Below are 25,621 nucleotides of genomic sequence, written 5' to 3'. Positions count from 1 at the left end.
GTATATAAGCGCATCCCGCCGCGACAAGCAGGGAAAACGCGCCGTCACCATCGCGCGGGAAACCGGTGACGGCGGCCGTCACGGCGATGCGACGACAGGGAGACAAGGCGATATGTCCGATACCGTGGATGTGATCGTGGTGGGCGCCGGCTCGGCCGGATGCGTGATGGCCAACCGGCTTAGCGCCGATGGCGCGCACGCCGTCTGCCTGCTGGAAGCCGGCCCCCGGGATACCTGCCCGTGGATCCACATTCCCATCGGCTACGGCAAGACCATGTTCCACAAAGTGGTGAACTGGGGCTACTACACCGACCCCGACCCCAACATGCTGGGCCGGCGCATCTACTGGCCGCGCGGCCGCACCCTGGGCGGCTCCAGCGCCATCAACGGCCTGATCTACATCCGTGGCCAGCGCGCCGACTACGACGCCTGGGAACGCGCGGGCAACCCCGGCTGGGGCTGGGACGACTGCCTGCCCTACTTTCGCAAACTGGAAGACAACGACCTGGGCGCGGGGCCGACCCGCGGCGTGAACGGCCCCTTGAGCGCCACGTCCATCAAAACGCCTCACCCTTTGGTTGAAGCGATGATCGCCGCCGCGCGGACGATGGACGTGCCCCACGTGCAGGACTTCAACACGGGCGACCAGGAAGGCGTGGGCTACTACCAGCTGACCACGCGGCGCGGCCGCCGCTGCTCCACGGCCGTGGCCTACCTGCGGCCCGCGCAGGACCGGCCCAATCTGCGCGTGGAAACCGATGCGCATGCCATGGCCATCCTGTTCGAAGGGGGACGCGCCTGCGGGGTGCGATACCGGCAAGGCGGGCAAGTGCGCACGCTGCGCGCGCGCCGCGAAGTGGTGCTGTGCGCCGGTGCGCTGCAATCGCCCCAGCTGCTGCAACTGTCCGGCGTGGGCCCGGCCGCGTTGCTGCGCCAGTTCGGCATCCGCGTCGTGCGCGACCTGCCCGGCGTGGGCGAAAACCTGCAAGACCACCTTCAGATCCGGCTGATCTATGAAACCACCCAGCCCATCACCACCAATGACCAGCTGCGCAGCTTGCACGGGCGTGTGGGCATGGGCCTGCAATGGCTGCTGTTCCGAAGCGGCCCGCTGGCGGTCGGCATCAACCAGGGTGGGATGTTCTGCCGGGTGGATCCCGCCAGCCGCACGCCCGACACGCAATACCACTTCGCCACCTTGTCCGCCGACATGGCCGGGGGCAAGGTGCATCCGTTTTCCGGGTGCACGTATTCGGTCTGCCAGCTGCGCCCGTCATCGCGCGGTTACGTGCGGCTGCGCGCGGCCGACCCGTTCGAACCGCCATCGATGCAGCCGAACTACCTGTCCACCGAACTGGACCGCCGCATGACCGTGGCCGCCGCCAAGCACGCGCGGCTGTTGGCGGCCACCGAACCGCTGGCATCGCTGATGAAGCGCGAATTCCGGCCCGGGCCCGACGTACGCACCGACGACGAGATCCTGCATTTCTGCCGCGAATACGGCGCCACCATCTTCCACCCGTCGGGCACCGCCAAGATGGGTCCGCGCAGCGACGCCCTGGCGGTAGTGGACGAACGCCTGCGCGTGCACGGCGTGCAGGGCCTGCGGGTGGTGGACTGTTCGGTAATGCCCACGCTGGTGTCGGGCAACACCAACGCACCCGTGGTGATGCTGGCCGAACGCGCGGCCGATTTCATGCTGGAAGATTTCAAGCGGGCACGGCGGCGCGCGGATCTGGTCGCCGCTTGATGCGATGGCGGCTGACTTTGCGGCCGCTTGTCGGATGCGATCAATAAGGATGTGAACGACGAACCTGAAGTCAGACCGGCACGCGGGCGCCGGCAGAAGCGCCCCCGCCTTCACCAAAGGAGACTGCAATGTCCAAGCAAAACGAAGCCGCGGTACGCAAGGTCGTCACCGCATCGTTGATCGGCGCCACCATCGAGTGGTACGACTTCTTCCTGTACGGTGTCGTGGCGGGCATCGTGTTCAACAAGCTGTACTTCCCCACGGGCGACCCGCTGGTGTCCACCATGCTGGCCTACACCACCTTCGCGGTGGGCTTTGTGACACGGCCGCTGGGCGGGCTGGTCTTCGGCCACTTTGGCGACCGCATCGGGTGCAAGAGCATGCTGGTGATGACGCTGATGATCATGGGCGTGTCCACCTTCCTGATCGGCCTGGTGCCCACCTACGAAACCATCGGGCTATGGGCGCCCATTCTGTTGCTGCTGCTGCGCGTGTTCCAGGGCATCGGACTGGGCGGCGAATGGGGCGGCGCGGTGTTGATGGCCTATGAATACGCGCCACCCGGCAAAAAGGGCTTTTACGCGTCGCTGCCTCAGATCGGCCTGGCGATCGGTTTGTGCCTGGCATCGGGCACCGTGGCGCTCTTGTCGACCTTGCTGACCGACGAACAGTTCATGGCCTGGGGATGGCGCGTTGCCTTCCTGGCGTCGGCCGCCATGGTGCTGGTGGGCATGTACATCCGCCTGAACATCAAGGAAACGCCCGAGTTCACGGCGGTAAAGGCGAACAACGCCGAAAGCCGCATTCCGTTTTTCGACATGCTCAAGCGTTACCCGGGCAACGTCTTCAAAGGCATGGGCGCGCGGTATATCGATGGCGTGTTCTTCAACGTGTTCGGCGTGTTTTCGATTTCGTACCTGACGCAAACCGTGCAGATCACGCGCACCGAGGCGCTGACGGGCGTGATGGCCGCCGCGCTGGTGATGTGCTTTTTCATTCCGTTCTTCGGCCGGCTGTCCGACCGCATCGGCCGCACCCGCGTGTACTTCTGGGGCTCGCTGATTACCGCGCTGGCGTCCTTCCCCGGCTTCTGGCTGATGCTGAACAGCCAGGGCAGCGTGATGCTGATCTGGCTGGCCATCATCATCCCGTTCGGCATCTTCTACGCCGCCGTCTACGGCCCCGAAGCGGCGCTGTTCTGCGAACTGTTCGACGCCAAGGTCCGCTACACGGGGATTTCATTCGTGTATCAGTTCTCGGGCATCTTTGCGTCCGGCATCACGCCCATCATTGCCACGGCCTTACTGAAGACGGGCGGCGGGCAGCCGTGGCTGATCTGCCTGTACGTTCTATTCGCCGGCGCGGTCTCGGCGTGGTGCGCCTGGCTGATCGGGCGCGGCAAGCCGGTGACCGAAGCCACCGGCAACACGGCGCCGCCGATTCCCGGCGCGGGATGGCGCAAGGCGTGAGGTCAGGCCGCCTGGGATACGGTCGACCCAGGCGGCCTGATTGCGTTGCCTACCGCACAGCGGGGTCGGCGCTGGTGGCCGCCGCCCCGCCGGCGCCGGCATGCGGCGCCTGCACACCGGGCCAGCCGCCACCCAGCGCCTTGAACAGGGTCGCCAGCGCAATCTGCCGCTGCGTGCTGACCTCGATGTACGTCAACTGGTCGGTGAAGGCGCTGCGCTGCGCGTCCAGATAGCGCAGGTGGCTGTCAACGCCGCCGCGATACCGCGCTTCCGACAAGCGCATGGCTTCCTGGCTGGACTCGGCCAACGCCCGGCGCGACGCGGCTTCGCGTTGCAAGGTGTCGGTGGCGGCCAGGGCGTCGGCCACTTCCTTGAACGCCGTCTGGATGGTCGCTTCGTACTTGGCAACGGCAATGTCCTTGCGCACCGTCGCCAGGTCCAGGTTGGCCACATTGCGCCCGCCCGAGAAGATCGGCAACGTGATCTGCGGCATGAACGACCACGCGCGCTGCCCGCCGTCGAACAAGTTGGACAAGTCGGCGCTGGACGAGCCGTACAAGCCGGTCAGCGTGATGCTGGGAAAGAACGCCGCGCGCGCCGCGCCGATGCTGGCATTGCGGGAACGCAGCTCGTGTTCGGCGGCCAGAATGTCCGGCCGGCGCTCCAGCAATTCCGACGGCGCGCCCGCCGCGATGTCCTGCACCAGCACGTTGGACGTGGTCCGCTGCGCGGGCAGATACGGGCGCAGGTCGTTGACGCCCACCAACAGGCCCAGCGCGTTGCCGGCCTGCCGCACTTCGCGTTCCATGCGCTCGCGTTCGGCGCGCGCCTGCTCGGTCAGGCCCAGCGCTTCTTGATAGTCCAGCGCCGTGGCGGTGCCGGCCTCGCGCCGCTTGACGATCAGGTTCAGCGACGCCTCGCGGCTGGCCAGCGTTTGTTCGGTGACCTGCATCTTGCGCATCGCGCTGTCACGCGTGAGATACGCCTGAATCACCTCCGCCACCAGGCTGATGCGCGTGGCGTGCGCGGTTTCCTCGGTGGCCAGATACGTTTGCAGCGCCGCGTCCGACAAGCTGCGCACACGGCCAAACAGGTCGATCTCGAACGAGGTCAGCCCGATGCCCGCCTGATAGCTGCTTTGCACGGCGGAACTACCCGTGCTGTTCAGGTCGCCCGGCACCCGCTGACGCGTGCCCGAGCCTTGCGCGTTGATACCCGGCAGCCGGTCGGCGCGCTCGATGCGGTATTGCGCGCGGGCCGCTTCAATATTCAGCACCGCCTGGCGCAGGTCGCGGTTGTTGTCCAGCGCCAGCGCCACCAGTTGGCGCAGCGCGTCGTCGGTGACGAAGGTCTGCCAATCCAGCGTGCCGGCGGCGGATGGGAAGGCATTGGCCGATGGATTGGCCGAGGCCCCTTCCGATGCTTGCCCAGCCGGGTTTCCGTCAGCCGGAAACTGCGTCGGGATCGGCGCATCCGGCCGTTGGTAGACCGGCGCCATCGAGCACCCGGCCAGCGCGGCCGTCAGCAGCAGCGCGCCCAGGCCGCGGGGATAAAAAGTCTGCATCATCACGTTCACTCCTGGGTCGCGCGCTGGGCGGGCAAGGCGTCCGGGGCGGGCTGCCCACCCTTCTTGCGCAGCAGCGACAGCACCCAGACAAAGAAAATGGGCACGAAAATCACACCCAGCAAGGTGGCGGTCAGCATGCCGCCGATCACGCCCACGCCCAGGGCGCGCTGGCTGGCCGCGCCCGCGCCACTGGCCAACGCCAGCGGCACCACGCCCAGGATGAACGCCAACGACGTCATCACGATGGGGCGAAAGCGCAGCTTGGCGGCCTGGATGGCGGCGTCCGCCAGCGAGTGGCCCTGCTCAAGCAGGCTCTTGGCAAACTCCACGATCAGGATCGCGTTTTTGGCCGCCAGGCCGATGATGGTGATCAGGCCCACCTTGAAATACACGTCGTTGGACATGCCCAGCACCGTCACCGCCAACACCGAACCCAGCGCGCCGATCGGCACGATCAGCATCACCGACGCCGGAATGGCCCAGCTTTCATACAGCGCGACCATCAGCAGGAACACCACCAGGAACGCCAGCGCAAACAGCATGGGCGCCTGCGCCCCGGCAAACTTTTCCTGATACGACAAGCCGGTCCATTCGTAGCCGATGCCGTGGGGCAATTCGGAAACGATCTTTTCAATGACGGCCATGGCCTCGCCCGTACTGTGCCCCGGCATCGCGTCGCCCGCGATCTTGAACGCGGGGTAGCCGTTGTAGCGGGAAATCTGCACGGGGCCGTTTTCCCAATCGGTCTTGACGAAGGCCGACAAGGGCACCATGCCGCCAGACTTGTTGGGCACGTTCAGCATCAGGATGCTCTCGGGCGTCATGCGGTCGCGCACGTCGGCCTGCACCACCACGCGCTGCAAGCGCCCGGCGTTGGCAAAGTCGTTGACGGTGGCCGAGCCATAGGCGGACGAGATCGCCGTGCTGATCGTGTCAAAGCCCACGCCCAGCGCCTCGGCCTTCTGGCGGTCGATGTCCAGGCGCAATTGCGGCGCGTCGGCCAGCCCTTCCATCATGGCGTAGGCGATGACGGGCGAACTGTTGGCCTTGGCCAGCAGCTGGTTGCGCGCATCGGTCAGCGCCTGGCGCCCCAGCCCGCCCCGGTCTTGCAGGCGCAGCGCAAAGCCGCCCGAATTACCCAGGCCGTCGATGGGCGGCGGGTTCACCGCCATGATCGAGCCGTCGTCAATCGCCGCGAAGCGCTGGTTCACGCTTGCGGCCACATCGGACGCGGCTTGGCCCTTGCCGCGTTCGGACCAGTCTTTCAGCGTGGGAAAGGCAATGCCCGCGTTCTGGCCGGTGCCCGAAAAGCTGAAGCCCATCACGGTGAAGGCATCGCCCATCGCGTCCAGCGACATCAGGTGCTGCTCGACGTCCGCCACGACTTTGTCGGTGCGCTTGTAGGTAGCGCCCGGGGGCAACTGCACGTCCACGATGACATAGCCCTGGTCTTCGGCCGGCACGAAGGATTCCGGCACGCGCACATACAGCACGGCCAGCACCGCCACGATGGCGACGTAGATCACCATATAGCGGCCGGTGCGCTTGACCAGGCGCGAGTTCAAGGCTTCGAAGCGGCCGGTCAGGCGGTTGAACATACGGTTGAAACCGCCGAAAAAGCCCTTCTTTTCTTCGTGGTGCCCCTTGGGGATGGGCTTGAGAAACGTCGCGCACAAGGCGGGCGTGAACGTCAGTGCCAAAAAGCCCGAGAACAGGATCGACACCGCCAGCGACAACGAAAACTGTTGGTAGATCACGCCGACCGAGCCGCTCATGAACGCCAGCGGCAGGAACACGGCGGACAACACCAAGGTGATACCGACGATGGCGCCCGACACCTGCTCCATCGCCTTGATGGTGGCCTCACGCGGCGGCAGGCCCTCTTCGGCCATGATGCGTTCCACGTTTTCGACCACCACGATGGCGTCGTCCACCAGGATGCCGATGGCCAGCACCATGCCGAACATCGTCATCATGTTGACCGAGAAGCCCAGCACCGACATCACCGCGAACGTGCCTAGCAGGCACACCGGCACGACAATGGTGGGAATCAGCGTATAGCGGAAATTCTGCAAGAACAGGAACATCACCAGGAACACCAGCACCATGGCTTCCAGCAAGGTGTGCACGACCTTGGTGATGGCCACGCTGACGAACTGCGACGTATCGAACGGCACCGAAAATTCAACGTCCTCGGGGAACGAGGCGGACAATTCCTGCAAACGCGCCTTCACGGCCTTGACCGTGTCGATGGCGTTGGCGCCCGGGGCCAGCTGCACGGCCGCGCCCACCGACTTCTTGCCGTTCAAACGGGTTTCAAAGTCATAGCTTTGGCGGCCGACTTCCAGCCGCGCCACGTCCGCCAGATGCACCACCGAGCCGTCCGCGTTCGCGCGCAGCACGATGTTGCCAAACTCTTCCGGCGAATCCAGCATGCCCTTCACCGCCAGCGTGGCCGTCAGTTCTTGCTCGGGCGAACCGGGGCGGCTGCCGAAACTGCCGGCCGGCACCTGCACGTTTTGCGCCGCGATGGCCGCGTTGACGTCCGCCACCGACAGGCCCACGCCCAGCAGCTTCTGCGGGTCGATCCACACGCGCATGGCCGCTTCGGCGCCAAAGAACTGCACCTTGCCCACGCCTTTGACACGGCGGATTTCGTTGTTGATGTGGCGCGCGGCGTAGTCGGACAAGCCCACCACGTCCTTGTGCGCGTCTTCGCCCTTGTACGTCAGGGCGTAAATCATCAGGAAGTTCGAGCTGGCCTGCTCCACCTGCAAGCCCTGCTGCGTTACCGCCGACGGCAGGCGCGCTTCGGCCTTCTTGATGCGGTTCTGCACGTCAACCTGCGCCAGGTCCGGGTCCATGCCCGGTTCGAACGTCACGGTGATTTCAGCGCTGCCGCTGGAACTGCTGGACGATTCGTAATACAGCATGTTCTTGGCGCCGTTCAGCTCTTCTTCGATGACGCTCGTCACCGAATCGACCAGCACCGAAGCGGACGCGCCGGGATAGGTGGCGGCAATCGTCACCTGGGGCGGCGCCACCACCGGAAACTGCGACACCGGCAGCGACGGAATCGCCAACAGGCCCGCCAGCGAAATGAAGATGGCCACCACCCACGCAAAATTGGGGCGGCCAATAAAAAACTTGGACATGATTTACCTTTGGGTATGCACGCGGGGCACGGGCGGCTGCTTAGTTCGCGGCCGGGGTGGAAGCCGGGTCTGTAGCCGGCTTTGCTGCCGCGACGCGTTCCTTTTCAGCCGCCGGCGCCACACTGACTTTCTGGCCCGGCACGGCGGCCGACACGCCGCCCACGATGACGCGGTCGCCCGCCGCCAGACCGTCGACGATGTGCCAGTCCGAACCGCGCATGGTGCCGGTCTGCACGGGGCGCGATTCCACCACGTCGTCCTTGCCCACCAGCATCACCTGCGGCTTGCCATCGGTGCTGCGCGTGACCGCGCGCTGCGGCACCAGGATGGCTTCGGGGTCCACGCCCTGCTGTGTTTCCACCCGCACGTACATGCCGGGCAACAGCAACACATCGGGGTTGGCGAATTCGCCGCGCACCGACACCTGGCCCGTTGTGCGGTCCACCGCAATATCCGAGAACAGCAGCTTGCCGCTGCGCTTCTGGTCCGTGCCATCGACCGTGATCGAGATGCTTGCGCCCTCGCCCTGCCCCAGGCTGCCGTTCTGCAACGCCGCGCGCATGCGCAGCATGTCTGCCACGGGCTGGTTGAAATCGACGTAGATGGGGTCCAGTTGCTGGATCTTTGCCATGACGGTGGCTTCGTTCTGGCCGACCAGCGCGCCTTCGGTCACCTGCGCCCGGCCGATGCGGCCGGAAATCGGCGCCTTGACGGTGGCGTAATCGAGGTTCAGCTGCGCGGTTTCGACGTCGGCCTGCGCGGACCGGCGCGCGGCCTGCGCGCTTTTCAGCGTGGTGGTGGCGGTGTCGAAGTCCTGCTGGCTGACGGCTTCGATCTTCACCAGCGGCGTGTAGCGTTTCAGGATGGCTTGCGCATCGGCCACAGCGGCATCGGCCTTGGCCAATTCGCCCCGGGCGCGCGACAGCGCGGCCTTGAACGGCGCGGGGTCGATGCGGAACAGCACGTCGCCGGCCTTCACATCCGCGCCTTCTTCAAAGTTGCGCGTCAGCACAATGCCCGCCACGCGCGCACGCACTTCGGCCACGCGCACCGGTTCCACGCGACCCGGCAAGGTGCTGGACAACGCGTAGCGCTGCGGTTGCACCTGCACCACCTGCACCGCGCGCGGCGTGTCGGCCTGCGCCTGGCTGGGGGCTTCACCGCAGCCGGCCAGGCCCAAAACCAGGGCCAAAGCCGAACCCAACACCGTCAAGGGCAAGCGCCGCTTCAATTGATTCTTCATGTTTTACCTTGCGCCCCGCGGCACTGTTTTTTCACCAAGCTGCGGATGCTACATGAACGATTGATTTGAATCAATAAAGGTTCATTTGATTATCAAAAGATTATTAAGAAGATTTTAAAAGGCTCAACTTGTCAAAATCGCAAAAGTTTGCACAAGCTGAATCGTGCATGCTCCAATACGCGGCAATGGGGATGGGACACACTGACAGGGGCGAGCAATGGCGGACGACGCAGGGCAAGGGCACGAGCGGTTTTTAGTGGCGTTGGCATTGGCGATGGTGGACCAGCCGCGCGCCACGTTGCAGGAACTGGCCAAGGCCGTGGGCGTCAGCAAGGCCACGCTATACCGCTTCTGTCAGACGCGGGACCAACTGGTCCTGCGCCTTACCACGCATTGCGCGCACGTCATGAAGAAGGCGTTGGCGGATTCCCATCTGGATACCGCGCCACCGCGAGAGGCGCTGCGCACGCTGATCCACCAGAACATGGCGCACAAGGAATTGACCGCCTTCCTGATGTACAACTGGAAGCCCGACAACGAGCAGCAGCCCGACATCATGAACAGCTGGTCGGGCTACCAGGAATCGTTGGATGCGTTCTTTTTGCGCGGACAGCGCGAAGGCGCCTTCCGCGTGGACATCACGGCGGCGGCGCTGACGGAACTGTTCATCGGCGTGGTGACCAGCATGGTGGACGCCGAGCGGCGCGGGCGCGTCGCGCGGCTGGGCATTGCGTCCGTGGCCGAGCAGATGATGCTGCACGGCATCGCCGGCGAACCGGTGCGCGCACCGGTTGCGGCGACGCCGGCCTGATCAGGCGCCGGCGACGGGGCGACCGAAGAACGGGTAGTTCGGGTCGTTGTAGCCGTGGCTGGACGCGTGGCCCGGAATGACCCAGCCGTCCACGATGGCTTCGTCTTCAGGCGTAATGGTGACGTCCAGCGCGGCGTAATAGTCTTCCATTTGCGTCAACGTGCGCGGGCCGGCGATCACGCCGGTGATGATCGGATTGGCCAACACCCAGGCGGTCGCGAAGTGCCCGGGCCGCACGCCGCGCGTGGCGCTGTGCTGCACCAGCTGCTGGGCGATCTGTAGCGACTCTTCACGGAATTCGGTGGCCAGCATGCGGCGGTCGCCACGCCCGGCGCGGGTATCGGCGGCAGGCGCCTGGCCCGGCAGATACTTGCCCGTCAGCACGCCGCGCGCGATGGGGCTGTAAGGCACCACGCCCAGCCCGTAGTGCTTGCACGCGGGCAGGATTTCAACTTCGGGCCCACGGTTCAGCATGTTGTAGTACGGCTGGCACACCACCGGTTGGGGCACGCCCATCTTTTCGCAAAGCCGAATCACCTCGGCAATGCGCCACCCCCTGAAGTTCGACAGCCCGAAACTGCGCAGCTTGCCCGCGCGGATCAGGTCGCCCAGCGCCCACAGCGCCTCTTCCAGGTTTTCTTCGTGAAAGTCGCGGTGCAGGTACAGGATGTCCATGAAATCCGTGCCCATGCGCGCCAGGCTTTGTTCAACGCCGCGCATCAGCCACTGACGCGAATAATGCGAATGGTTCGGGCCCTTGCCCACCACGTTGCCGATCTTGCTGGCCAGCACCCAGTCGTGGCGCTGCCCTTGCAGCAGCTTGCCCACCACCTGTTCCGAGCGGCCTTCGTTGTAGACGTCGGCCGTATCGATGAAGTTCACCCCATGGTCACGCGCCGACGCAACGATGCGCGCGGCCTCGTCGTCCGGCGTTTGTTCGCCGAACATCATGGTGCCCAGGCACAGGGGCGAAACGCGCAGGTTGCTGGAACCCAGACGGCGGTATTTCATGGGGCGATTCCTTTCTGATCAATGGAGTCGACGCGGATGAAGTCGACGCGGCGCGAACCCGGTGGCGGCGGTTCGCGCGGCGTTCATCCTACACCTGCGTTTCCTTGTCCGCATCCACCGCCGCCAGGATCTTGCCGAACAGTGCATCCGCGTGGGCGGAATTAAGCCAGCGCACAATCACCACCATCTTGCGTTCCGGTTCCACCCAGGTGAACGAGCTGCCCGCGCCCACGCCGAAGAAGCTTGTGGCCGGCACGCTGGGAAACACGCGGCCCTGGTCGTTCAGCCAGATCAGGTAGCCGTAGTACGGCGCGATGGCGCAGGGGGTGCGCATGGCCTGAATCCATTCGCGCGACAAGATCTGCTTGCCGTTGGCCTGCCCGTCGTTCAGCAGCATCTGGCCGATCAACGCCTGGTCGCGCGCGCTGATGGACATGCCGCCGCCCCAATGCGAGCCGCCCGGCACGGATGGCATGCGCTGGCCGTCGATCTCGACCCAGGCGGTGTCGTAGCCCACCCATTGCCAGTCTTCGCTGGCGCCGATGGGGCGCGTGACGGCTTCGCGGAACACGTCGGGCAAGGGCTTGCGAAACAGGTGCAGCAGCGCGTACGACAGCTGGTTGATGCGTACGTCGTTGTATTCCCAATATGTGCCAGGGCGCTGCAAGGGGCGCGCGTCGCCCTTCTTGCCATCGGGCGGCACGCCGAAGGTCACGGCGCGATAGCGATCGGCCTGGTCCGACACGCCGAAGCGTTCGCCTTCCCATTCGCTGGTCTGTTGCAGCAGGTGGCGCCAGGTGATGTCGGCGTTCTGGCCTTCATCGAAGCCGATGCCCGGCACGCGCTTGCCCACGGGTTCGTCCACGTCCGGCAACAGGCCACGGTCATGCGCCACGCCCGCCAGAATTGCCAGGTACAGCTTGGCCACGCTGAAGGTCAGGTCGGCGCGTTCGGGCTCGCCCCATTCGGCCACCGTCTTGCCGTCCACCACCACCACGCCCGACACGGGGCCACGGTCGTGGATGGGGCCCAGCAGGCGGTTCCAGGGCGGCGGGTCGTTCAGGTGCACGCCAAAGTTGCCCTTGACGCTGCGGTCCCAGGTGGATTCGTGTTCATTGGCGAATTGGATCGCCTGCTGCATCAGCGTGTTCATGGTTTCCCTCGTTGTTGGGTTGGTCTTGGTCTTAAGCCGCCACGCCATCCGGGGCGCGCGCCAGGAATTCCATCGCGGCCTGCACGCCGCCCGGCTGGTGCGGTACACCGGCGGCGGCCAGCCCCATTTCAACGCCGGCCAGCGTGCCGCACAGCGTCAGGTCATTGAAGTGGCCCAGATGGCCTATGCGGAAGATGCGGTCGGATAGCTTGCCCAGGCCCTGCCCCAGCGACATATCGAAGCGTTCAAGAATGACCTTGCGCAGCGCGTCGGCGCCATGGCCTTCGGGCATCATCACGGCCGTCAGCGCGGGGCTGTGGGCGGCGGGGTCCAGGCTTAACAGTTCCAGCCCCCACGCGGCCACTGCCAGACGCGTGGCGCGGGCATGGCGTTCATGGCGCGCGAACACGCGCGGCAAGCCCTCGGCCTGCAACATGGCCAGCGCTTCGTGCAGGCCGTAAAGCAGATTGGTCGACGGCGTGTAGGGAAAATAACCCTTGGCATTGGCCGTCAGCATTTCGCGCCAATCCCAATACGAACGGGGCAGCGCGGCGGTATCGGCGGCAGCCAGCGCGCGCGCGCTGACGGCGTTGAATGCCAGGCCGGGCGGCAACATCAAGCCCTTTTGCGAACCCGCCACGGTAACGTCCACGCCCCATGCATCGTGGCGGTAATCGATGGAGCCCAAGGACGATATCGTGTCCACCATCAGCAACGCGGGATGCGCGGCGCGGTCGATCGCGGCGCGCACGGCGGCAATATTACTGGTGACGCCGGTGGACGTTTCGTTATGCACCACGCACACCGCCTTGATGCGGTGCTGGGTGTCTTCGGCCAGCCGCGCGCCGATCACCTCGGGGTCCACGGGGTGGCGCCAGTCGCTTTCGATGTAGTCAACGTCCAGGCCAAGCCGGCCCGCCAGCTTCTTCCACAGGCTGGCGAAGTGGCCGGTTTCCACCATCAACACGCGGTCGCCCGGCGACAGCGTGTTGACCAGCGCGGCCTCCCAGGCGCCGGTGCCCGACGACGGAAAAATCACCACGGGCGACTGCGTCTGGAAAACGGCTTTGGCCCCTTCCAACACGGCGCGGCCCAGCTCGCCGAACTCGGGGCCACGATGGTCGATGGTGGGCTGATCAATGGCGCGCAAGACGCGGTCGGGCACGTTGGTAGGCCCCGGAATCTGCAAGAAGTGCCGGCCGGACAAATGGGAATTCAGGGAAAGCATGCGTAGCCCCACAGTGGAATTATTTGTATACCAACGAAAGATGCGCGGCGATTCAAACGGCTTTTGACACAGCCCCGGCCGAGCAGGCGGACTTGCGGCATGCGCCACTCTATCCCATTGTTTTTGCACCGATAACCTAGGGTATACACCCATGATTGAAGTCGTTGCGTGGGGTTTATAGTCTAAAAAAACACGGGGAAACGTTGGTATACCAATGAGCAGCAATCCTAGCCTGATGCGGGATTTGGCCGGGTCGGCGCATGCCGATTCAGCCCTGCCCGACGCGCCGCCGCAAGGGGCCGTGTCGCCGGCGCCGCGCGCTGCCGGCAATGGCCGCACGCTGCCCGGCGCCGTCGCCGGGGCGTTGCGCGAACGCATCATCCAGGGTGAATTCCCCCCCGGCTCCCGCCTGAACGAACGCACGCTGTGCGACCTGTTGGGCGTGTCCCGCACACCGATGCGCGAAGCATTTCGCGTGCTGGCGGCCGAAGGGCTGGTGCAGATCGAACCGAACCGGGGCGCGCAGGTGGTGGCGCTGTCGGAAGCCAATATCCGCGAAGCGTTTGAAGTGATCGGCGGGCTGGAAGCCATGTCGTGCCGACTGGCGTGCGAACGCGCCACCGATCTTGAAATTGCGGAGATCCGCGCGCTGACCTACGAAATGATGGCCAGCCACGCACGCCATGACCTGCCCACGTACTTTCGCACCAACCGCGAAATTCACGAGCGCATCAGCCTGGCCTCGCACAACAGCCTGCTTAAGCAACTGTACGACGCGCAGAACGCGCGCATCCAGAACCTGCGGTTCGTGTCGAACGAAAACCGCCAGAAATGGGATCTGGCCATGCGCGAACACATCGACATGGCCGAGGCCCTGGACGCGCGCGACGCGGACCGCCTGGCCGGCATCATGCGGCAGCACTTGCAGCGCAAGTGCGAGGCCGCGCTGAAAAGCATCAACGCCGATGCAAGCATCAACGCCAATGCGGCGCCCAAGACCGCGCCTTCGTCCGACTCTGGTTGAGCCTGCCCTCCCAGCGCAAGGACGATAACGATAAAACCAGGGTGGCGCGGCCCGGAGCGAGATGATGGATACGCAGTACATGTAGTGCCTTCCACAGGAGCCTTCACCATGGCTGATAGTCGCTTCACACCTGCCTCACCCGCCCGACCCCGCCCCTACCGCGTCGCTCCCGTCGCGCCCCTACGCGCGGCCATTGCCGCCGCCCTCTTTGCCTGCGCCGGCCTGGCCGCCCAGCCCGCGCTGGCGGGCAAGAAAGACGACACCCTGCGCATGGCCTACGACCAGGCGCCTGAAAGCGTCGACCCGTACTTCAACAACGTGCGTATCGGCGTCATCATCGCGGCCAACGTCTGGGACACGCTGCTGTACCGCGACCCGGTCACGAACGAATACAAGGGGCAGCTGGCCAAAAGCTGGAAACAGGTCGACGACAAGACCATGGAATTCGAATTGCGCGAAGGCGTGAAATTCCATAACGGCGAAGAGTTCGACGCCGACTCGGTGGTGTACACGCTGAACTACGTGGCCGACCCGAAGAACAAGGCCGTTACGCAGCAGAACGTGTCGTGGATCGACAAGGTTGAAAAAATCGACAAGTACAAGGTGCGCCTGACCACCAAGGAGCCCTTCCCTGGCGCCAAGGAATACCTGTCCACCACCGCTGCCATCCACCCCGCCAAGTACTACCAGGAAGTCGGCCCCAAGGGCATGAACGCCAAGCCGGTGGGCTCCGGCCCGTACAAGGTGGTGGACTACCAGCCCGGCAAATCCATCACGCTGGAACGCAACGCCAACTACTTCAAGGACTCGCCCAAGGCGCAGCCGAAGATCGGCAAGGTGGTCATCCGCTTCATCCCCGACCGCCAGACGCAGATGGCCGAAGTCATCTCGGGCGGCGAAGACCTGATCATGAGCGTGCCCAAGGACCAGGCCGAACAGCTGGGCCAGATGCCCAACCTGCAAATGGTCACCGGCAACACCATGCGCATCGTGTTCATGCAGATGAACATCCAGGACGGCACCCCCGCGCCGCAACTGAAAGACGAGCGCGTGCGCAAGGCCATCATCCACGCCATCGACCGCGAATCCATGTTGAAGAACATCGTGGGCGAAGGCGGCGGGCTGATCAATACCATCTGCACGCCGTCGCAAGTGGGCTGCACGCAAGACGGCGCCCCCACCTACAAGTACGACCCGGCGCTGGCCAAGAAGCTGCTGGCCGATGCGGGCTACGCCAATGGTTTCGACATCGACATCGTGGCCTACCGCGAGCGCAACCAGACCGAAGCCATCATCAACTACCTGCAAGCCGTGGGCATCCGCGCCAAGCTCAACTTCTTGCAGTACGCCGCCATGCGCGACATGATCCGCGCCAACAAGGCGTCGCTGACGCACCAGACCTGGGGTTCCAACCTGGTCAACGACGTGTCGGCATCCACGCCCGTGTACTTCGCTTTCGGCAACGACGACATCACGCGCGACGCCAAGGTGCGCGACCTGCTCAACAAAGGCGACCACACCATTGACAGCGAGCCGCGCAAGGCCGCCTACAAGGAAGCGCTGGACCTGATCGCGCAAAAGGCCTACGCCGTGCCGCTGTGGACGCTGCCCGCCTACTACGTCGCCACCAAGGACGTGAACTTCAAGCCGTATTCCGACGAACTGGTCCGCTTCTGGGACATGAGCTGGAAGTAGCCCGGTGGGAAGTCACGCGCAGGGTAACGCCGGGCGGCCGACATGCCCGTCCGGCGGGCTGAAACGTTAGAGGAAGTCCTATGCTTTATTTCACGATCAGGCGCCTGGGCCTGGCGGCGCTGGTGGCGCTGACCGTATCGATCCTGGCGTTCCTGCTGCTGCACCTGTCGGGCGACCCGGCGCTGGCGCTGGCCGGCGAAGGCGCGCGCCAGGCAGACATCGACATGATCCGCAAGACCTACGGGCTGGACCGACCGCTGGTGGTGCAATACGCCGATTGGCTGTGGCACATCATGCAAGGCGACTTCGGCACGTCGGTGTATTTCAAGACCGAGGCGGGGCCGCTGATCCTGTCCAAGCTAAAGACCACCTTGCTGCTGGGCATGGGCGCGCTGGGCTTTGCGCTGCTGGTGTCAATTCCGCTGGGCGTGCTGGCCGCCATCTACAAGGGCAGCGTGATTGATCGCGTGTGCCTGGCGATTGCCGTGCTGGGTCAGGCCCTGCCGAACTTTTTCTTTGCGCTGATCCTGATCATGCTGTTTTCGATATCGCTGCGCATCCTGCCGGTGTCGGGCAGCGGCACGTGGCAGCATTTCGTGATGCCCGCGATTGCGCTGGGCTATTACGTGGCGCCGGCTTTCATGCGCTTGATCCGCGCCGGCATGATCGAGGTGCTGGGCGCGGACTACATCCGCACCGCGCGCGCCAAGGGCCTGCCCGCGCGCAAGATCATCTTCAAGCACGCGCTGCGCAACGCCATCGTGCCGGTCGTGGCGCTGGCCGCCGTGCAGCTGGGCTACCTGCTGGGTGGCTCGGTCGTCATCGAAACCATCTTCGCGCTGGACGGCCTGGGCTATCTGGCCTACCAGAGCATTACGTACAAGGACTATCCGGTGATGCAGCTGATTGTGCTGCTGCTGTCCGTGCTGTACGTGCTGCTGACGCTTGCCGCCGATATCGCCAACGCGTGGCTTGATCCGCGCATCCGGGTGTCCTGACATGACCACGCCTATCCTTACCCCTTCCGTTCCCGGCGCACCCGCCCCCGCCGCGATGGAACTGTCCGCATCCACCTTGCGCTGGCGCCGGCTGCGCCGCAACAAGGCGCTGCTGGCCGGCGGCGGCATCCTGCTGATCATCGTGCTGATCGCGCTGCTGGCGCCGTGGATTTCCCCCCACGACCCCTACTTCCAGGACCTGGCCTACCGCACCGCGCCGCCCGTCTGGTACGCCAAGGGCACGTGGCTGCACCCACTGGGCACCGACCAGTTGGGCCGCGACTACATGTCCCGCCTGTTCTACGGTGCGCGCATTTCGCTGTTGATCGGCGTCAGCGTGGCGTTGATATCTGGAATCATCGGCACGGCCATGGGCATGGCCGCCGGTTACTTCGGCGGCAAGGTGGACATGGCCGTGTCGTTCCTGATCACGACCCGTTTGTCCATGCCCGTGATCCTGGTGGCGCTGGCCACCGTGGCCATCGTCGGCGGTTCGCTGTGGGTGGTGATCCTGGTGCTGGGCTTCTTGAAATGGGACCGCTACGCCGTGGTCATGCGCAGCGCCACGCAGCAGGTGCGGTCGCTGGAATACGTGGCGGCGGCGCAGGCGGCCGGCGCGTCCACGTGGCGCATTGTGTGGGGCGAAGTGCTGCCCAACGTGGTGCCGCAGCTGATCGTGATTGCCACGCTGGAAGCGGCCAGCGCCATCTTGCTGGAGGCCTCGCTGTCGTTCCTGGGCTTGGGCGTGCAGCCGCCGCTGCCGTCCTGGGGGCTGATGATTTCGGAAGCCAAGGCGTACATGTTCTTTTCGTTCTGGCTGATCGCCATTCCGGGTTCGGCGCTGGCGTTGTTGATCTTCGCGATCAACCTGGCCGGCGACGGGCTGCATCAACTGCTGACGCCTGAAGAGAGGGCCTGACCATGGCCGACAAAGAAATTGTGCTGGACGTGCAAGGGCTGACGGTCGACATCGCCACGCCGCGCGGGCCGCTGCACGCGGTGCGAGACGTATCGTTCCAGGTCAAGCGGGGTGAAACGCTGTGCCTGGTGGGCGAATCCGGCTGCGGCAAATCGATGACGTCGCTGGCCATCATGGGCTTGTTGCCCAAGGCCGCCAAGCGCACGACACGCCGCTTGGCGGTGCTGGGCGAAGACCTGTCCACCGCGCGCAGCCGCCGTATCAATGCGCTGCGCGGCAGCAAGATGGCGATGATTTTCCAGGAACCGATGACGGCGCTGAACCCCGCCTACGCCATCGGCGAGCAGCTGACCGAACACTACATCCACCACCGCCATGCCAGCCGGCAACAGGCGCGCGACCGCGCGGTGGAACTGCTGGAAAAAGTGGGCATCGCATCTGCCGGACAACGGCTGACGCAATACCCGCACCAGCTGTCGGGCGGCCTGCGCCAACGCGTGATGATTGCCATGGCGCTGATGTGCGGTCCGGAACTGCTGATTGCGGACGAGCCCAGCACGGCGCTGGACGTCACCATCCAGGCGCAGATCCTGCGCTTGCTGGCGGACTTGCAGGCCGAGCTTGGCATCGCCATGGTGCTGATTACCCACGACCTGGGCGTGGTGGCGCGCATTGCGCAGCAGGTGGCGGTGATGTATGCGGGGCAGATCGTCGAGGAAGGTCCGGTCAAGGACATCTTCGCCACGCCGCGCCATCCTTATACAGAGGGCTTGCTGGGCTGTATCCCCGTGCCCGGCCGCACCCCGCCCGGCGAATCGCTGGGCACGATACCCGGCGTGGTGCCGTCATTGGTGGGCGACTTGCGCGGCTGCGCCTTTGCCGACCGTTGCCGCTACGTGCAGCCGCAATGCCGCGACACCGTGCCCGTGCACGGGCACTCGCCGCATCAGCAATGGCGCTGCATCCGCGTTGAAGAAGGAGTCCTGGCATGAGCGCGCTGTTGCAAGCCGAAGCCGTCAGCCGGCAATTTTCGATCCGATCAGGCATGTTCCGGCCGCGCAGCACGCTGCACGCCGTCAATGGCGTGGACCTGGCCGTTGAACGTGGCGCGGTGCTGGGCATCGTGGGCGAATCGGGCTGCGGAAAATCCACACTGGCCCGCATGCTGCTGGGCCTGACGCCGCCCAGCGACGGCGCCATCAAGCTGGACGGGCAAGACATCCGCCAGATGGACCGCCGCGCGCTGGCGCGTCGGGTGCAGCCGATTTTCCAGGATCCGTATTCGTCCCTGAACCCGCGCCGATCCATTGCGTCCATCGTGTCGCTACCGCTGGAGGTGCATGGCATCGCCAACCCCAAGATGCACAAGGCCATCGAAATGCTGGAACGCGTGGGGCTGCCGCCCCGGCTGGCCCACAACACGCCGGGGCAGTTGTCAGGCGGCCAGCGGCAGCGGGTGGCGATTGCGCGCGCGCTGGTCATGAACCCGGAAATCGTCATCTGCGACGAGCCGACGTCGGCGCTGGACGTGTCCGTGCAAGCGCAGATCATGAACCTGCTGATGGACCTGCGGCGCGAATTCAACCTGACGTATGTGTTCATCAGCCATAACCTGGCGGTGGTCGAACACATCGCCACGCATGTGGCGGTGATGTATCTGGGCCGTGTCGTGGAATCGGCGCCCACGGCCAAGCTGTTTCACGACCCGCACCATCCCTATACGCAGGCCTTGCTGGCGTCGGTGCTGACGCCCGAACCGGGCTTGGGTATTCCGGACATGGGCTTGGGCCTGTCGTTCCCCGACCCCTTGCATCCGCCGCCCGGTTGCCCGTTTCACCCGCGTTGCCAACATGCCATGCCGCAATGCAAGGTGGAGCGGCCCGCGCTGACGCTGCGTGACGGGTCCGTGGTGGCTTGCCATCTGTATCCCATGGCGTCCGGTTCCCCTTCGGCGGCCCCTGCTGCCATTCCCTCTTCTCTTCCCCACCCCACCGGAGCCCGGCTATGACCCGTGAGCAAGCCATCGCCCAAGCGGAACAGTGTTTTGATTCCGGCGCCTTTCGCGCCCTGCTGGCGCGGCGCCTGGCGCTGCCCACCGAAAGCCAGAACCCCGAGCGCGCCGCCGTGCTGGCCGACTACCTGGAATCCGAGATCCGCCCGGCGTTCGAAGCGCTGGGATTCACCTGCCGCACCCTGACGCATCCCAAGGCGCTGGCGCCCTTCCTGTACGCCGAGCGCATTGAAGACGCCGCCCTGCCCACCGTGCTGGGCTATGGCCATGGCGACGTCATCCGTGGGCTGGAAAAGGAATGGAAGGACGGCTTGACCCCCTGGGCGCTGACCGAAGCCGAAGGCCGGTGGTATGGCCGTGGCATTGCCGACAACAAGGGGCAGCACACCATCAACATGGAAGCGCTGCGGCTGGTGTTGGAAGCGCGCGGCAAGCTGGGCTTCAACGCCAAGTACCTGATAGAAATGGGCGAAGAGACCGGGTCAATGGGCTTGCGGGAACTGTGCGCCGAACATCGCGACATGCTGGCGGCCGACTTGCTGATTGCCTCCGACGGCCCGCGTCTTGCCCCCCAGCGCCCCACCATCTTCCTGGGCGCGCGCGGCAGCCTGAACTTTGATTTGTCCATCGAGGCCCGGGCCGGCGGCCACCATTCCGGCAACTGGGGCGGGCTGATTTCCAACCCCGGCATTCAGCTGGCGCACGCCATCTCGACCATCGTGTCGCCCACCGGCCAGATCCGTATTCCGGAATGGGTGCCAACCGAATTGCCCGCCGCCGTGCGCCGCGCATTGGCCGACTGCCAGGTGGACGGCGGCGCGGACGGCCCCGAGATTGAACCGGACTGGGGCGAACCCGGCCTGTCACCCGCCGAACGCGTATTCGGCTGGTGCTCGTTTGAAGTGCTGGCCTACAAGACCGGCAACCCCGAAACGCCCGTCAACGCCATCCCGCCGCGCGCGTGGGCACGTTGCCAGCTGCGCTTTGTGGTCGGCGTGGACCCGGACGACCTGATCCCCGCGCTGCGCCGGCATCTGGATCGCCACGGCTTTTCGATGGTCAAGATTGCGCTAACGCGGGAATCGATGTTCCGCGCCACGCGCATCGACCCGGACGATGCCTGGGTGCAATGGGCGGTGGATTCGCTGGAACGCACGTCGGGCCAGAAGACCGCGCTGCTGCCCAACCTGGGCGGCTCATTGCCGAACGACATCTTCACGGATGTACTGGGCCTGCGCACGATCTGGGTGCCGCATTCCTACCCCGGTTGCTCGCAGCACGCGCCTAACGAACACCTGCCACCCGAGCTGCTGCGCCAGGCGCTGGGCTTGATGACCGGCCTGTACTGGGACCTGGGCGCGGGCGACACGCCGCCGCTGTCGCGCTGAGGTTTACCGAGACTGGGCGCGGGGCGGGCTTGGAGCGGCCTGGCATCGACGTGGCGGCGACGCCCGCCCCGTGGGACCGACGTGCAACCGACGTGCAACCGACGTGGCAGCGGAGTGGGCCGTGCGTCATTTCCCCGTGCGCAAGAAATCAATGAAGCGCCGCACCTTGGCGCTGACGTGGCGGGTGTCGGGATAGACGGCGTGCACCGGCTGGCGCGGCAACGTGTACGACGGCATCACACGCTGCAACGTGCCACGCGCCAAGGGCTCTTCCAGCAGCCAATCCGGCAAGGCGGCCACGCCACAGCCGGCGTCGGCAAAGGCGAGCAGCGCCGACGCCGTGTCCGCATGCGCCACCGGGGCCACGCGCAGCGCGTGGTCACGCCCCTTGCTGTCCGTGAGCCGCCAGTGGTCGATGCGGCCCGGGCGATTGGCCAACCAGGGCAAGGCGGCCAACGCCTCGGGCGAGCGCGGCGCGCCATGTTCGGCCAACAGCGCCGGGCTGGCTACCAACAGCAGCTTGAATTCACCGATGCGCGTGGCGCGGTAGCTGGAGTCCGCCAGCGTACCCACGCGGATCGCCACATCCAGCCGTTCGCCGATCAGGTCGGCTTGCGTGGAGCTGGCCTGATAGCCCACCCGAAGCGCCGGGTGCAAGCGCGCGAATGCCGCCAGCGCGGGCACGACGACGCGGTTGCCATAATCCACCGACGCCGTTACCCGCAAGCTGCCCGATAAAGTCGCCTGGCCGGATCGCGCCTGATCGACGGCGGCGCCGGCGTCTTGCAACAGGCGCACGCAATCCGCATGAAAGCCCTCGCCCGCCTGCGTCAGCGCCAGCCGGCGCGTGCTGCGCGTCAAGAGCGCCACGCCCAATTCCTGTTCCAGCTGCTTGACGTTGAAACTGACGACGGCCTTGGTCGTGCCCAACGCATCGGCCGCCGCCGTGAACGAACCGGCATCGACCACGGCGACGAAGATCGACAAGCGATTCAGATTGATCATGGGCCGCTTCATTGTCAAAAAAACACGAACAGTATATCGGCCCACAGGCGGTGTTTCCGCGACATCGAAATTTCTAGAATGGCGTTCTTTGTTGATTACACGGCGTTATTCATGACCGACCTGTCTACCCCTAGCCTGCGCCTGGCGCTGGACGCCCACGCCCGCATCGAGCACTGGATTGGCCACGCCGATACCCCGCCGCCGGTGCTGGCCGCCCTGCTGGACGCCTTTGCGCCCGAGTTCACCATGATTACGGCAGACGGGCAGCGGCTGCCGCCCGGCGCCCTGCCCGCCTTGTTCGCCGGCCTGCGCGGCCTGCGCCCGGGCTTGAAGATCCAGATCGACGAGCTGGCCGTGCGCCACGCGGACGCCGGCTCGGCGCTGTTGACGTATCGCGAACGCCACGCCTGGAACGGCGGCGCCACGCAGCGGCGCGCCAGCGCGCTGTTCATGGCGTGCGCCGATGGGCAACCGCAATGGGCGCACCTGCACGAGACCTGGGCCTGACGGTCGGGCTATATCCCCGACAGCTATAAACAAGCGGCAAATAAATCGTTGGCGGGCGCCACGCGATTCTTTAGAGTCCAACGCCTTCGCCCGCCTCAATACGGGGCGCGTGCCTATCCCAACGAGCCGCTGTCATGCCTACCCGATTCCAAGCCGTACGCCGCAACACCTTGACTACCTTGGCCCTGACGCTGACCCTGGCGCTGGCCGGCGCCGGCGCTGCCCACGCCGAACAACGCGTCGTCCGCATCGTCGTGCCCTACGGCACGGGCGCCGTGCAAGACACCATTGCACGCGCCATCGGCGACGAACTGGGCCAGGCGCTGGGCGCGTCCATCGTGGTGGAAAACCGCGCGGGCGCCGGCGGCACGGTGGGCACCTCGCAGGTGGCGCGCGCCACCCCCGACGGCAACACCTTGGTGCTGGCCGCCGCCAGCCACAACATTGCCGGCTACCTGTACAAGAACCTGAGCTACGACCCCTACAAGGACTTCACCGGCGTCGCGTACCTGGGCAACACGGGATACATCATCCTGGCGTCCTCCAGCCTGAACGCGAAGACCACGGCCGACTTCATCCAGGCCATCAAGGCCAAACCCGGCGCGTATGACTATGCCTCGGCCGGCAACGGCAGCGCGTCGCACCTGGGCATGGCGTCTTTCCTGGCTGCCTCGGGCGCGCAGATGCAGCACATCCCCATGAAGTCCACGGGCGACGCCGTGACCGAACTGCTGGCCGGCCGCGTCCAGGCCGTCACCGCCGCCACCATCGGCGTGACCGCCTATCGCAACGACCCCCGCGTGACCTTCCTGGCCTACACGGGCAAGACCCGCTCGCGCTTCGCGCCGGACCTGCCCACCGTCGCCGAAAGCGGCCTGCCCGGCTACGCCTTCGATTCCTGGCTGGGCCTGCTGGCGCCCGCCGGCTTGCCCGCCGCCGAACGCGACAAGATCAACGCGGCCGTGAACAAGGTGCTGGCGGACCCGAAGGTGCAGGCGCGCCTGGCCTCGTTGGGCGTGGAGGCCGAAGCCAAGACCCCGGCGCAGTTTCAGGATCTGCTGAAAGCGGATTGGGAAGCGGCGGGCAAGTTGGTGGCGGCCTCGGGAGCCCGCGTGGAATGACCGCGAGCGCGGGGCGGACGAAAACGGGGGCCATAAAAAAAGCCTCCGTCAGGAGGCTCGTCGATGGGGACGGATGCCGTCAAGCAACAGCCGGGTGATGAATTCCGCTATTGCGTGCTGCTGGGGCGCATCCGGCGTCTGGCGCGTGAAACGTTCGATGATGCCCATCAGCGACTGCGCCAGCCAGTCGGGGGATATCTCCGGGCGGAACAGCCCGGCTTGCTGTTCTGCGCGGACGTTGTCGGCAATCATCGTTACCAGTTCATCCTTGAGCGCCTCCGCTTCGGCCACCTGAAAAAAGCCGATGCGCGTCAGGTTGGGGTCTTCCTGCAAGATGCCCAGCAGCCGCAGCACGCCGCCCTGGATGCGCTCTGCCAATTCCGCGCCTTCTAGGCCCGCCGGCAAGCGCGCTTCGGTAATCGCCTGGCGCAAGCGCTGCGCGAACATGCCGACCAATTCGTCGTAGGCCGCCTGCTTGCTGGAAAAGTATTGGTAGAACACCGGCTGCGTCACGCTGGCGCGAGCCACGATGTCGCTGATACGCGTGTGCTGGAATCCGCGCTCCGCGAACTCCGCCGCGGCAACTTCCAGTAGCTGTAGGCGGGTGCGTTCGCCTTTGGTAAGACGCTTGTCTTGCGGTGCAGAAAGGGGTCGTGCCGTCATCATCGCGAGAAAGTACACCGCTTCCCCGCTTTTCGCCACTGAATCGTTTTGAAGTCAGTTGAAATCCCCGTAGCTTTTGCAACAACTTTTGATGCCCGCGCAGCAGTAAAGTAGCGCTATCGCCGTGCGCATATTGACCGTAATCCCGCGCGCGGCGGACAGGAGCAAGATCATGAAACGGTTTACAGGCCGGACGCTTGTCGCAGCATTGGCGCTTGCCGTGGCAAGCGCGCCCGTGATGGCGGGCGGACGCGGCGGTGGCTGGGGCGGCGGCGGTGGTGGTTACCACGGCGGCGGCTACCACGGCGGTTACCACGGCGGTAATAATTACCACCACCATGGCGGTGGCGGCAGCAGTTCGGCCGGATGGTGGGTCGGCGGCGCGTTCGCGCTGGCCGCGGTGGGCCTGCTGCTGGCGGCCGATTCCGGCCCCACTTACGCACAAACCAGCGTCTACGCATCGCCCGGCGTGGCCTACACCAGCCCGGTGTACGCCGCGCCCGTCTACACGGCGCCGCCGGTGTATTCCGCGCCGCTGACGTCCGCCCCCTTGTATGCCGAACCCCCCGTTGCCTACGCGCAACCCGAGCCGCAATACAAGCCCGTGGAGTACGCAGCCGCGCCCAAGGTCAGCTCGGCGCAGGCCAATGCCACGGCCGAATGCCAGCGCTGGGCCATGAACCAAAGCGGGTACGACCCGGCGACCATCACGCAATGGACCACGCAAGTCATGGTGGACACCTACAACCATTCGCTGGATTCCTGCATGAGCAGCCGGGGCTACCGCGCCAACTGAAGCCCCTTTCCGGGTAATCCCGATTGTCCCCGCGCGCCGGCCTGCACACACTGCATGCCGGCGCGTTGCTTTACAGCGCCGTCGACATCCGCGGCGACCCAGCCGCG

21 protein-coding genes are annotated in these 25,621 nt (G+C 65.5%); 13 read left to right on the top strand and 8 right to left on the bottom strand.

All coding sequences use genetic code 11. The features are described from left to right. The first annotated feature begins 112 nt into the window (after positions 1-112). The gene (locus V6F88_RS03130) at positions 113-1,750 is read left to right on the top strand and encodes a GMC family oxidoreductase (protein ID WP_332607886.1); all 1,638 of its coding nucleotides are present in this window, start codon (positions 113-115) and stop codon (positions 1,748-1,750) included. 128 nt (positions 1,751-1,878) lie between these two features. Further along, positions 1,879-3,219, top strand: a complete 1,341-nt coding sequence (locus V6F88_RS03125) for an MFS transporter (protein ID WP_332607885.1) — start codon at positions 1,879-1,881, stop codon at positions 3,217-3,219. A gap of 49 nt (positions 3,220-3,268) precedes the next feature. Here the strand turns inward: V6F88_RS03125 and V6F88_RS03120 are convergent, their stop codons facing one another. From V6F88_RS03120 to V6F88_RS03110, 3 genes are read right to left on the bottom strand one after another with little or no spacing between them, the layout of a single operon-like run. Beyond that, entirely contained in the window at positions 3,269-4,786 is a 1,518-nt protein-coding gene (locus V6F88_RS03120) for an efflux transporter outer membrane subunit (RefSeq protein ID WP_332607884.1), read from the bottom strand. A 5-nt stretch (positions 4,787-4,791) separates the two neighbouring features. Beyond that, on the bottom strand, positions 4,792-7,941 hold the full coding sequence (locus V6F88_RS03115; RefSeq protein ID WP_332607883.1) for an efflux RND transporter permease subunit: 3,150 nt from the start codon (positions 7,939-7,941) through the stop codon (positions 4,792-4,794). 40 nt (positions 7,942-7,981) lie between these two features. Then, positions 7,982-9,184 (bottom strand): efflux RND transporter periplasmic adaptor subunit, encoded by a 1,203-nt coding sequence (locus V6F88_RS03110; RefSeq protein ID WP_332607882.1) that lies wholly within the window; start codon positions 9,182-9,184, stop codon positions 7,982-7,984. A 217-nt stretch (positions 9,185-9,401) separates the two neighbouring features. Here V6F88_RS03110 and V6F88_RS03105 point away from each other — a divergent pair, with 217 nt between their 5' ends. Then, positions 9,402-9,995 carry a TetR/AcrR family transcriptional regulator gene (locus tag V6F88_RS03105; protein ID WP_332607881.1) on the top strand — a complete coding sequence of 198 codons (594 nt, stop codon included), beginning with the start codon at positions 9,402-9,404 and terminating at the stop codon, positions 9,993-9,995. On the opposite strand, the gene V6F88_RS03100 is transcribed toward V6F88_RS03105, so the two are convergent. The 3 genes from V6F88_RS03100 to V6F88_RS03090 form a co-directional block, all read right to left on the bottom strand. Then, a complete protein-coding gene (locus V6F88_RS03100) occupies positions 9,996-11,006 on the bottom strand; it encodes an aldo/keto reductase (RefSeq protein WP_332607880.1) in 1,011 nt (336 codons plus the stop codon). It abuts the gene before it with no gap. Positions 11,007-11,094: 88 nt separating this feature from the next. Beyond that, positions 11,095-12,159, bottom strand: coding sequence for a serine hydrolase domain-containing protein (locus V6F88_RS03095; protein ID WP_046807221.1), 1,065 nt, complete (start codon positions 12,157-12,159; stop codon positions 11,095-11,097). Between the two features lie 31 nt (positions 12,160-12,190). Then, the gene (locus V6F88_RS03090; RefSeq protein WP_332607879.1) at positions 12,191-13,387 is read right to left on the bottom strand and encodes a pyridoxal-phosphate-dependent aminotransferase family protein; all 1,197 of its coding nucleotides are present in this window, start codon (positions 13,385-13,387) and stop codon (positions 12,191-12,193) included. A 214-nt stretch (positions 13,388-13,601) separates the two neighbouring features. Between V6F88_RS03090 and V6F88_RS03085 the strand changes: the two genes are divergently transcribed. The 7 genes from V6F88_RS03085 (at position 13,602) to V6F88_RS03055 (ending at position 21,422) form a co-directional block, all read left to right on the top strand. After that, entirely contained in the window at positions 13,602-14,411 is an 810-nt protein-coding gene (locus V6F88_RS03085) for a GntR family transcriptional regulator (RefSeq protein ID WP_332607878.1), read from the top strand. Between the two features lie 108 nt (positions 14,412-14,519). Next, entirely contained in the window at positions 14,520-16,106 is a 1,587-nt protein-coding gene (locus V6F88_RS03080) for an ABC transporter substrate-binding protein (protein WP_332607877.1), read from the top strand. An 80-nt stretch (positions 16,107-16,186) separates the two neighbouring features. Then, the gene (locus V6F88_RS03075; RefSeq protein WP_046807225.1) at positions 16,187-17,104 is read left to right on the top strand and encodes an ABC transporter permease; all 918 of its coding nucleotides are present in this window, start codon (positions 16,187-16,189) and stop codon (positions 17,102-17,104) included. Between the two features lies 1 nt (position 17,105). After that, positions 17,106-18,023 (top strand): ABC transporter permease, encoded by a 918-nt coding sequence (locus V6F88_RS03070; RefSeq protein WP_104143825.1) that lies wholly within the window; start codon positions 17,106-17,108, stop codon positions 18,021-18,023. A 2-nt stretch (positions 18,024-18,025) separates the two neighbouring features. After that, entirely contained in the window at positions 18,026-19,015 is a 990-nt protein-coding gene (locus tag V6F88_RS03065) for an ABC transporter ATP-binding protein (protein WP_332607876.1), read from the top strand. Then, complete coding sequence (locus V6F88_RS03060) at positions 19,012-20,031, top strand: ABC transporter ATP-binding protein (protein ID WP_332607875.1); 1,020 nt, start codon at positions 19,012-19,014, stop codon at positions 20,029-20,031. Before V6F88_RS03065 ends, V6F88_RS03060 begins: the two co-directional genes overlap by 4 nt. Next, entirely contained in the window at positions 20,028-21,422 is a 1,395-nt protein-coding gene (locus V6F88_RS03055) for a M20 family metallopeptidase (RefSeq protein WP_332607874.1), read from the top strand. Before V6F88_RS03060 ends, V6F88_RS03055 begins: the two co-directional genes overlap by 4 nt. Positions 21,423-21,548: 126 nt before the next feature. Here V6F88_RS03055 and V6F88_RS03050 read toward each other — a convergent pair whose 3' ends face one another. Continuing rightward, the gene (locus V6F88_RS03050) at positions 21,549-22,427 is read right to left on the bottom strand and encodes a LysR family transcriptional regulator (protein ID WP_332607873.1); all 879 of its coding nucleotides are present in this window, start codon (positions 22,425-22,427) and stop codon (positions 21,549-21,551) included. Positions 22,428-22,538: 111 nt separating this feature from the next. Between V6F88_RS03050 and V6F88_RS03045 the strand changes: the two genes are divergently transcribed. Both V6F88_RS03045 and V6F88_RS03040 read left to right on the top strand, forming a co-directional pair. After that, a complete protein-coding gene (locus V6F88_RS03045; protein WP_332607872.1) occupies positions 22,539-22,934 on the top strand; it encodes a hypothetical protein in 396 nt (131 codons plus the stop codon). A 134-nt stretch (positions 22,935-23,068) separates the two neighbouring features. Beyond that, positions 23,069-24,055, top strand: a complete 987-nt coding sequence (locus V6F88_RS03040) for a tripartite tricarboxylate transporter substrate-binding protein (protein ID WP_332607871.1) — start codon at positions 23,069-23,071, stop codon at positions 24,053-24,055. A 48-nt stretch (positions 24,056-24,103) separates the two neighbouring features. Here the strand turns inward: V6F88_RS03040 and V6F88_RS03035 are convergent, their stop codons facing one another. Next, positions 24,104-24,721 carry a TetR/AcrR family transcriptional regulator gene (locus tag V6F88_RS03035; RefSeq protein WP_332607870.1) on the bottom strand — a complete coding sequence of 206 codons (618 nt, stop codon included), beginning with the start codon at positions 24,719-24,721 and terminating at the stop codon, positions 24,104-24,106. A gap of 169 nt (positions 24,722-24,890) precedes the next feature. Between V6F88_RS03035 and V6F88_RS03030 the strand changes: the two genes are divergently transcribed. After that, positions 24,891-25,514 carry a hypothetical protein gene (locus tag V6F88_RS03030; protein WP_332607869.1) on the top strand — a complete coding sequence of 208 codons (624 nt, stop codon included), beginning with the start codon at positions 24,891-24,893 and terminating at the stop codon, positions 25,512-25,514. Positions 25,515-25,621: the final 107 nt, after the last annotated feature.

Origin of the sequence: Achromobacter sp. ESBL13 (assembly GCF_036668755.1) — a bacterium.
In the GTDB taxonomy this organism is placed as follows: Bacteria; Pseudomonadota; Gammaproteobacteria; order Burkholderiales; family Burkholderiaceae_B; genus Achromobacter.
Note: the sequence above shows the minus strand (reverse complement) of the source record. Positions and strands in the feature narration are given on the sequence as shown.

Excerpts from the sequence above, each read along its gene's own strand:
- V6F88_RS03055 (WP_332607874.1), top strand. The coding sequence starts at position 20,028 with ATGACCCGTGAGCAAGCCATCGCCCAAGCGGAACAGTGTTTTGATTCC.
- V6F88_RS03080 (WP_332607877.1), top strand. The coding sequence starts at position 14,520 with ATGGCTGATAGTCGCTTCACACCTGCCTCACCCGCCCGACCCCGCCCC.
- V6F88_RS03120 (WP_332607884.1), bottom strand. The coding sequence starts at position 4,786 with ATGATGCAGACTTTTTATCCCCGCGGCCTGGGCGCGCTGCTGCTGACG.
- V6F88_RS03115 (WP_332607883.1), bottom strand. The coding sequence starts at position 7,941 with ATGTCCAAGTTTTTTATTGGCCGCCCCAATTTTGCGTGGGTGGTGGCC.
- V6F88_RS03125 (WP_332607885.1), top strand. The coding sequence starts at position 1,879 with ATGTCCAAGCAAAACGAAGCCGCGGTACGCAAGGTCGTCACCGCATCG.
- V6F88_RS03035 (WP_332607870.1), bottom strand. The coding sequence starts at position 24,721 with ATGATGACGGCACGACCCCTTTCTGCACCGCAAGACAAGCGTCTTACC.
- V6F88_RS03130 (WP_332607886.1), top strand. The coding sequence starts at position 113 with ATGTCCGATACCGTGGATGTGATCGTGGTGGGCGCCGGCTCGGCCGGA.
- V6F88_RS03065 (WP_332607876.1), top strand. The coding sequence starts at position 18,026 with ATGGCCGACAAAGAAATTGTGCTGGACGTGCAAGGGCTGACGGTCGAC.
- V6F88_RS03030 (WP_332607869.1), top strand. The coding sequence starts at position 24,891 with ATGAAACGGTTTACAGGCCGGACGCTTGTCGCAGCATTGGCGCTTGCC.
- V6F88_RS03040 (WP_332607871.1), top strand. The coding sequence starts at position 23,069 with ATGCCTACCCGATTCCAAGCCGTACGCCGCAACACCTTGACTACCTTG.
- V6F88_RS03075 (WP_046807225.1), top strand. The coding sequence starts at position 16,187 with ATGCTTTATTTCACGATCAGGCGCCTGGGCCTGGCGGCGCTGGTGGCG.
- V6F88_RS03110 (WP_332607882.1), bottom strand. The coding sequence starts at position 9,184 with ATGAAGAATCAATTGAAGCGGCGCTTGCCCTTGACGGTGTTGGGTTCG.
- V6F88_RS03060 (WP_332607875.1), top strand. The coding sequence starts at position 19,012 with ATGAGCGCGCTGTTGCAAGCCGAAGCCGTCAGCCGGCAATTTTCGATC.
- V6F88_RS03085 (WP_332607878.1), top strand. The coding sequence starts at position 13,602 with ATGAGCAGCAATCCTAGCCTGATGCGGGATTTGGCCGGGTCGGCGCAT.
- V6F88_RS03045 (WP_332607872.1), top strand. The coding sequence starts at position 22,539 with ATGACCGACCTGTCTACCCCTAGCCTGCGCCTGGCGCTGGACGCCCAC.
- V6F88_RS03095 (WP_046807221.1), bottom strand. The coding sequence starts at position 12,159 with ATGAACACGCTGATGCAGCAGGCGATCCAATTCGCCAATGAACACGAA.
- V6F88_RS03090 (WP_332607879.1), bottom strand. The coding sequence starts at position 13,387 with ATGCTTTCCCTGAATTCCCATTTGTCCGGCCGGCACTTCTTGCAGATT.
- V6F88_RS03105 (WP_332607881.1), top strand. The coding sequence starts at position 9,402 with ATGGCGGACGACGCAGGGCAAGGGCACGAGCGGTTTTTAGTGGCGTTG.
- V6F88_RS03070 (WP_104143825.1), top strand. The coding sequence starts at position 17,106 with ATGACCACGCCTATCCTTACCCCTTCCGTTCCCGGCGCACCCGCCCCC.
- V6F88_RS03100 (WP_332607880.1), bottom strand. The coding sequence starts at position 11,006 with ATGAAATACCGCCGTCTGGGTTCCAGCAACCTGCGCGTTTCGCCCCTG.
- V6F88_RS03050 (WP_332607873.1), bottom strand. The coding sequence starts at position 22,427 with ATGATCAATCTGAATCGCTTGTCGATCTTCGTCGCCGTGGTCGATGCC.